Genomic DNA, 6,103 nt, shown 5'->3' with positions numbered 1-6,103 from the left:
GCGCCCCCTGCGCCGACGCGCCGCCGGGAAACCCCGGCACGCCGTGGGCCGGGGTGCCGTCGGCGAACCTCGGCACACCGCGTGCCGGGGTGCCGTCGGACGGACGGGGCGCACCCGCGGGGCCGCCTCCCGGCAGCCGGGCCGCGCCGCCCTTGGCGGGCCTGTCCCCTCCGCCGCCCTCGGGGCGCGCACCGCGCGTGTCGTCGGGGCGCGCACCGCGGCGCTCCCCCTGCCGTGCGGCTATGTCCGCGGCATCGCCCTTCGGGGCCGGTCCGCGGCGGCTGTGGCGTCCCACGCCGGCCCTCAGCTCCTCGTGTCCGCGCCGGCCGCGTGGCCGTCGGCGGTGTGCGCCAGCAGGTCCCGGAACGCGCCCGCCACCACGTCGGGGTACTCCATCATCGCCACATGCCCGGCGTCCGGCAGGGACAGCAGCCGGGAGTCACGGAAGGCGCGGGCGGCCTTGCGGGCCATGCGGAAGCCGACGAGCTGGTCCCGGCCGCCGTAGATCAGCAGCGTGGGGGCCAGCACCCGCTCGGCCTGGCGCCACAGCCCGTGCTGCCCGCCGAGCGTGTAGGCGTTGACGATCCCGCGCGCGGAGCGGGTCATCGCGTCCCAGAAGTACGGCAGCCGCAGCCGCCGCTCCAGCTCCTCCACGGCGTACTGGAAGGCCTCGGGCGAGACCCGCCCGGGGTCGCCGTAGCAGAGCGCCATGACACCGCGTACGCGCTGCTCGGCCGTCCACTCCTTGGTGAGCCGGGTGAACAGCGCGGCGACGCCCGGCACGCCGAGCAGGGCGGTCGGCACCGCGCTGCGCTGCACCCGCAGCTCGGGCAGGGCGGGCGAGACGAGCGTGAGCGTGCGGACCAGGTCGGGGCGTACGGCGGCCACGCGCGTGGCGACCGCGCCGCCGAGTGAGTTGCCGAAGAGGTGGACCGGGCCGCGGCCGGCCGCGTCGAGGTAGCGGATCACCGCGCGCGCGTGCCCGGTGACCGAGTAGTCGCCGTCGTCCGGGGGCGGTGAGTCGCCGAAGCCCGGCAGGTCGACCGCCTCGCTGTCGACGACCCCGTCCAACTCCGCCATCAGGGACGACCAGTTCTGCGAGGAGCCGCCGAGCCCGTGGACGTACAGCGCGGGCGGCAGGTCCTCGCGCGCGGGTGGCCGGGAACGGACGGTCAGGGTGACACCGGGCAGGCCCACGGATCGCAGCCGCTCGCCCTCGCCGACCCGGACGGGCGCCACCCTGGGGAGCACACTGGCGGCCGGCACGGAGGGCGACTCGGTCGAAGACATGCGGCAATGTTACGAGGTGATCACGTCACGATTGATGTGTTCGCCGTCACAGCATGGACCGCCCGGATCCGGAGAACCAGGCATCGAACGGGCCTGACGGCATGGCGTCCGGATCAGCCGTCTCCTAGGCTCGTACAGAGGGCACCCGCGTGTGGCCCCTGCTGCTTCAGGGACGTTCGTAGGAAGGGAGCCCACCATGGCCTATGACCCCACCGAGCCCGACGCGATCGAGGACATCGAGGACCTGGAGGCCGATGCGGCAGTGGAGAGGGACGTCGAGGCGCCCGAGGTGGACGCCGCCGAACAGCACGCGGACATCGCGCCGGACCGCGACGATCCCCTGACGGGCGTGGACCCGGCTCGTGGCAGCGAGGCCGACCTCATCGAACAGGCGCGCGTGGTCTCGCTCGACGAGGACGACTACCGCTAGCCGCGCCGAGGACGGCCGCCACCGCGGTGACGAGGGGCGATCATCCGCGCCGGCGAGGGACGGTCAGCCGCGCCGACGAGGGGGGACCACCGCTTTCCCCGCAGGCCCGCGCGGGACCCGCACGGCTCCGGCCGGCGACCCGTACGGCTTTCGCCACCCGTCCGGTACGTGAAATTCTGCGCTCGCACCGCGCACACCACGGTTACCGAAAAGTACGATGGCCGCGCGGCCGACACCGCATGTGGACGACTTTGGGAGGCGGCGTGACAGCCATCGAGCAAACTGAGGCGGCACGCCCACGGGGCACCCGTCTGCCGCGCCGAGCCCGGCGGAACCAGTTGCTGGGCGCCGCTCAGGAGGTTTTCGTCGCGCAGGGCTACCACGCGGCGGCGATGGACGACATCGCCGAGCGGGCCGGAGTGAGCAAGCCGGTGCTCTACCAGCACTTCCCCGGCAAGCTCGACCTCTACCTCGCCCTGCTGGACCAGCACTGCGAGTCGCTGATCCAGGCGGTGCGCGGCGCGCTGGCGTCGACGACCGACAACAAGCAGCGCGTCCGCGCGACGATGGACGCCTACTTCGCCTACGTGGAGGACGACGGCGGGGCCTTCCGGCTGGTCTTCGAGTCGGACCTGACGAACGAGCCCGCGGTGCGCGAGCGCGTGGACAAGGTCACCAACGAGTGCGCCGAGGCGATCTGCGACGTCATCGCCGAGGACACCGGGCTCTCGCGCGCGGAGTCGATGCTGCTCGCCTCCGGTCTCGGCGGGCTCGCCCAGGTGGTCGCCCGCTCCTGGCTGCACAGCGACCGCAGCGTGCCGCGCGACCAGGCGGTGCAGCTGCTGACCTCGCTGGCCTGGCGCGGCATCGCCGGCTTCCCGCTGCACGGCAGCGAGCACCACTGACGGCCGTTTGTTCCCGCGCGGTGTTCGCTCCTGGCGTTCCGGCCCGCAGCGTGTACGTCCCCTCACCGGGCTAATGTGTGCAGCGTAGGGCGCGGAAGATCGCGCACATCACTGACCGTCGGAGGGACATAGCCGTGGAGGTCAAGATCGGCGTGCAGCACGCGCCCCGCGAGATCGTTCTGGAGAGCGGTCAGAGCGCCGAGGAACTCGAGCGCGTGGTGGCCGAGGCGCTGACGGGCAAGACGGGGCTGCTCAGCCTCCAGGACGAGAAGGGCCGCAAGGTCCTCGTGCCGACCGACCGTCTGGCGTACGTGGACATCGGCGAGCCGACCGTCCGCAAGGTCGGTTTCGGCGCGCTCTAGACCGCAGTCGCGAGAAGGGCCCGGCGGCCGTGTGCCGCCGGGCCCTTCCGCGTGACCTGCGCACGGATGGAGCACAGGTCCTTCACAGCGCAGGATTGCAATCCGCAGGTCACGGGTAAGACGGGCTACGACCGTCGAGCCAGACCGGCCGTGGGAGGGACCCCCGACATGATCCTCGAAGCACTCGCCTCCGCCGTGCTCGGTCTGATCCTCGCGTGGGCGGCGACCCGACGCCTCGCCCACCGGCTGCCGACCCGCCCGCTGGTGTTCTGCACGGGCGTCGCCGGAGCCCTCTTCGGGGACTTCGTCACCCACACCGCCCTCGGCCCCGGCACGGCCCTGCTCAGCCTCCTGGGCGCGGCGGTCATCTCGGTCGCGTCCCTGTCCCTGCTGCTGCGCCCCGCGGGCCGCCTCCGCCGCCGATCAGCGACGGCGTGAGGGCTGCGCCCCAAGGGGCGCGGGGACCCGCGCGAGCAGCCGCAACGCGCCCGCGGCTGCGGGACGGCAGGCCCCGCCCCCACGGAGCGCTACGCCGCCAGGCCCAGCGCGGCCATCCGCTTCGTGTGCGCCTCGGTGATCCGCGAGAACATCCTGCCGACCTCGGCGAGGTCGAACCCGTCGGCCACCCCGCCCACGAGCATCGTGGACAGCGCGTCCCGGTCGGCGACCACCCGCTGGGACTGCGACAGCGCCTCCCCCATCAGCCGCCGCGCCCACAGCGCCAGCCGGCCGCCCACGCGCGGGTCGGCGTCGATGGCGGCCCGCACCTTCTCCACCGCGAACCCGGCGTGCCCGGTGTCGTCGAGGACGGCGAGCACCAGTTCGCGCGTGTCGGAGTCGAGCCGGGCCGCGACCTCCCGGTAGAAGTCGCTCGCGATCGAGTCGCCGACGTACGCCTTGACCAGGCCCTCCAGCCAGTCCGAGGGCGCCGTCTGCCGGTGGAAGCCGTCGAGCGCGGCGACGAACGGGTCCATCGCGGCCGTGGGCTCCTCGCCGATCTCGGTCAGCCGGTCCCGCAGCCGCTCGAAGTGATGGAACTCGGCCGAGGCCATCTTCGCCAGCTCCGCCTTGTCCGCGAGGGTCGGCGCCAGCTTGGCGTCCTCCGCGAGCCGTTCGAACGCCGCCAGCTCCCCGTACGCGAGCGCGCCGAGCAGATCCACGACCGCGGCGCGGTACTGCGGGTCGGCGGACGCCTGCGCCCAGTCCTGGGCGGCGACACCGGTGGGTTCGGCGGGTTCGGCGGACGCGTTCTCAGGCTTGTCAGAGCTAGTCATGAGGCGCACAATAGCCCGCTCCACGCCCCACTCAAGCCCTGGTCAACGAGTGTGACCACGACTACGTGACCAAATCGGCCATCGCATGTGCGCGATTCCGGGGTATGGTGGTAATGCGCCTGCCAGAGTGCGTCGACGATGCTCGACGTGTCCCGACAGGCCGCACGCATGAGGATGCCCGGTCGGTGGCCCGATCGGCTCCGACCCGACAGCCCTCCACGGCCGTACGGCAGTGATCGTACGACGGCAGGAGGGAACCCTCAGCGGTACGAGCGCTAGAGCGTCGGCAGAGGTCCCGTGTCATACGGCTTGCCCGAGTGGTTCGTCCGTACGGCAGCCGACGTCCCCGGCACGGTCAGACATGACCCCCGCTCGCTCGCCTCGCACCGCGCACACAGAAGAGGCAGCACCCTGACTACGACGTTTCGAGAACTCGGAATCCTCCCCGAGACCGCCGAGGCCCTGGAGGCCGTCGGCATCACCACCCCCTTCCCCATCCAGGAGATGACACTCCCCGTCGCCCTCTCCGGCACGGACGTCATCGGCCAGGCCAAGACCGGCACCGGCAAGACGCTGGGCTTCGGTCTTCCGCTCCTGGAGCGCGTCACCGTCCCCGCCGACGTCGAGGCCGGACGCGCCGCCCCCGAAGCCCTCACGGACGCTCCGCAGGCGCTCGTCGTCGTCCCCACGCGCGAGCTGTGCACCCAGGTCACCAACGACCTGCTCACGGCCGGCAAGGTCCGTAACGTGCGCGTGGTCGCGATCTACGGCGGCCGGGCCTACGAGCCCCAGGTGGAAGCCCTGAAGAAGGGCGTCGACGTGGTCGTCGGCACCCCGGGCCGCCTGCTCGACCTCGCGGGCCAGAAGAAGCTCGACCTGAAGCACGTCAAGTGCCTGGTCCTCGACGAGGCCGACGAGATGCTCGACCTGGGCTTCCTGCCCGACGTCGAGAAGATCGTCAACATGCTGCCGGCCAAGCGCCAGACGATGCTGTTCTCGGCCACGATGCCGGGCGCGGTCATCGGCCTCGCCCGCCGCTACATGAACCGGCCCACGCACATCCGCGCCACCGCGCCGGACGACGAGGGCGCCACGGTCGCGAACATCAAGCAGTTCGTCTACCGCGCGCACAACATGGACAAGCCGGAGATGGTCGCGCGCATCCTCCAGGCCGAGGGCCGCGGGCTGGCCATGATCTTCTGCCGTACCAAGCGCACGGCCGCCGACATCGCCGAACAGCTCCAGCGCCGCGGGTTCGCCTCCGGCGCGGTCCACGGCGACCTCGGCCAGGGCGCCCGCGAGCAGGCCCTGCGGGCCTTCCGCAACGGCAAGGTCGACGTCCTCGTCTGCACCGACGTCGCCGCGCGCGGCATCGACGTCGAGGGCGTGACCCACGTCATCAACTACCAGTCCCCCGAGGACGAGAAGACGTACCTGCACCGCGTCGGCCGCACCGGCCGCGCGGGCGCCAAGGGTACGGCGATCACGTTCGTCGACTGGGACGACATCCCGCGCTGGCAGCTGATCAACAAGGCGCTGGAGCTGGACTTCAACGACCCGGTGGAGACGTACTCCAGCTCCCCGCACCTGTTCTCCGACCTCGGCATCCCCGAGGGCACCAAGGGCACCCTGCCGCGCTCCCAGCGGACCCGGGCCGGCCTGGACGCGGAGGAGCTGGAGGACCTCGGCGAGACCGGCGCACGGGGCGGTCGCGGTGGCCGCGGTGGCCGCGGTGACCGTGCCGAGTCGGCCCCGGCCGAGCGCGAGCGCCCGGCCCGCACGCCGCGCCGCCGTCGCCGCACGCGCGGTGGCGCCCCGCTGGACGCCTCCCCGGACGCGCCG

General features: G+C 72.8%; 7 protein-coding genes and 1 pseudogene. 5 read left to right on the top strand and 3 right to left on the bottom strand.

Annotated elements, in window-relative coordinates:
* Positions 1 to 295: pseudogene (locus tag ABZV94_RS39455) on the bottom strand (hypothetical protein); the annotation flags it as partial.
* Positions 296 to 303: 8 nt separating this feature from the next.
* On the bottom strand, positions 304 to 1,290 hold the full coding sequence (locus ABZV94_RS39450) for an alpha/beta hydrolase (RefSeq protein WP_356349550.1): 987 nt from the start codon (positions 1,288 to 1,290) through the stop codon (positions 304 to 306).
* Positions 1,291 to 1,486: 196 nt separating this feature from the next.
* On the opposite strand from ABZV94_RS39450, the gene ABZV94_RS39445 reads away from it, so the two are divergent.
* The 4 genes from ABZV94_RS39445 to ABZV94_RS39430 all read left to right on the top strand — a co-directional run bounded on the left by ABZV94_RS39445 (position 1,487) and on the right by ABZV94_RS39430 (position 3,425).
* Positions 1,487 to 1,720: a hypothetical protein gene (locus ABZV94_RS39445; RefSeq protein WP_356349548.1), complete on the top strand. Its 234-nt coding sequence runs from the start codon at positions 1,487 to 1,489 to the stop codon at positions 1,718 to 1,720.
* 263 nt (positions 1,721 to 1,983) lie between these two features.
* Positions 1,984 to 2,625: a TetR/AcrR family transcriptional regulator gene (locus ABZV94_RS39440; RefSeq protein ID WP_030649695.1), complete on the top strand. Its 642-nt coding sequence runs from the start codon at positions 1,984 to 1,986 to the stop codon at positions 2,623 to 2,625.
* A gap of 134 nt (positions 2,626 to 2,759) precedes the next feature.
* Entirely contained in the window at positions 2,760 to 2,987 is a 228-nt protein-coding gene (locus tag ABZV94_RS39435; RefSeq protein ID WP_212768354.1) for a DUF3107 domain-containing protein, read from the top strand.
* Positions 2,988 to 3,155: 168 nt separating this feature from the next.
* Positions 3,156 to 3,425, top strand: a complete 270-nt coding sequence (locus tag ABZV94_RS39430; RefSeq protein ID WP_356349545.1) for a hypothetical protein — start codon at positions 3,156 to 3,158, stop codon at positions 3,423 to 3,425.
* Positions 3,426 to 3,514: 89 nt separating this feature from the next.
* On the opposite strand, the gene ABZV94_RS39425 is transcribed toward ABZV94_RS39430, so the two are convergent.
* Positions 3,515 to 4,270: a ferritin-like fold-containing protein gene (locus tag ABZV94_RS39425; protein WP_030649706.1), complete on the bottom strand. Its 756-nt coding sequence runs from the start codon at positions 4,268 to 4,270 to the stop codon at positions 3,515 to 3,517.
* Between the two features lie 300 nt (positions 4,271 to 4,570).
* Between ABZV94_RS39425 and ABZV94_RS39420 the strand changes: the two genes are divergently transcribed.
* Positions 4,571 to 6,103, top strand: a 1,533-nt coding sequence (locus tag ABZV94_RS39420) for a DEAD/DEAH box helicase (protein ID WP_356349552.1), incomplete at its 3' end; no start/stop codon positions are given.

This window comes from Streptomyces sp. NPDC004658, assembly GCF_040609555.1.
In the GTDB taxonomy this organism is placed as follows: Bacteria; Actinomycetota; Actinomycetes; order Streptomycetales; family Streptomycetaceae; genus Streptomyces.
Note: the sequence above shows the minus strand (reverse complement) of the source record. Positions and strands in the feature narration are given on the sequence as shown.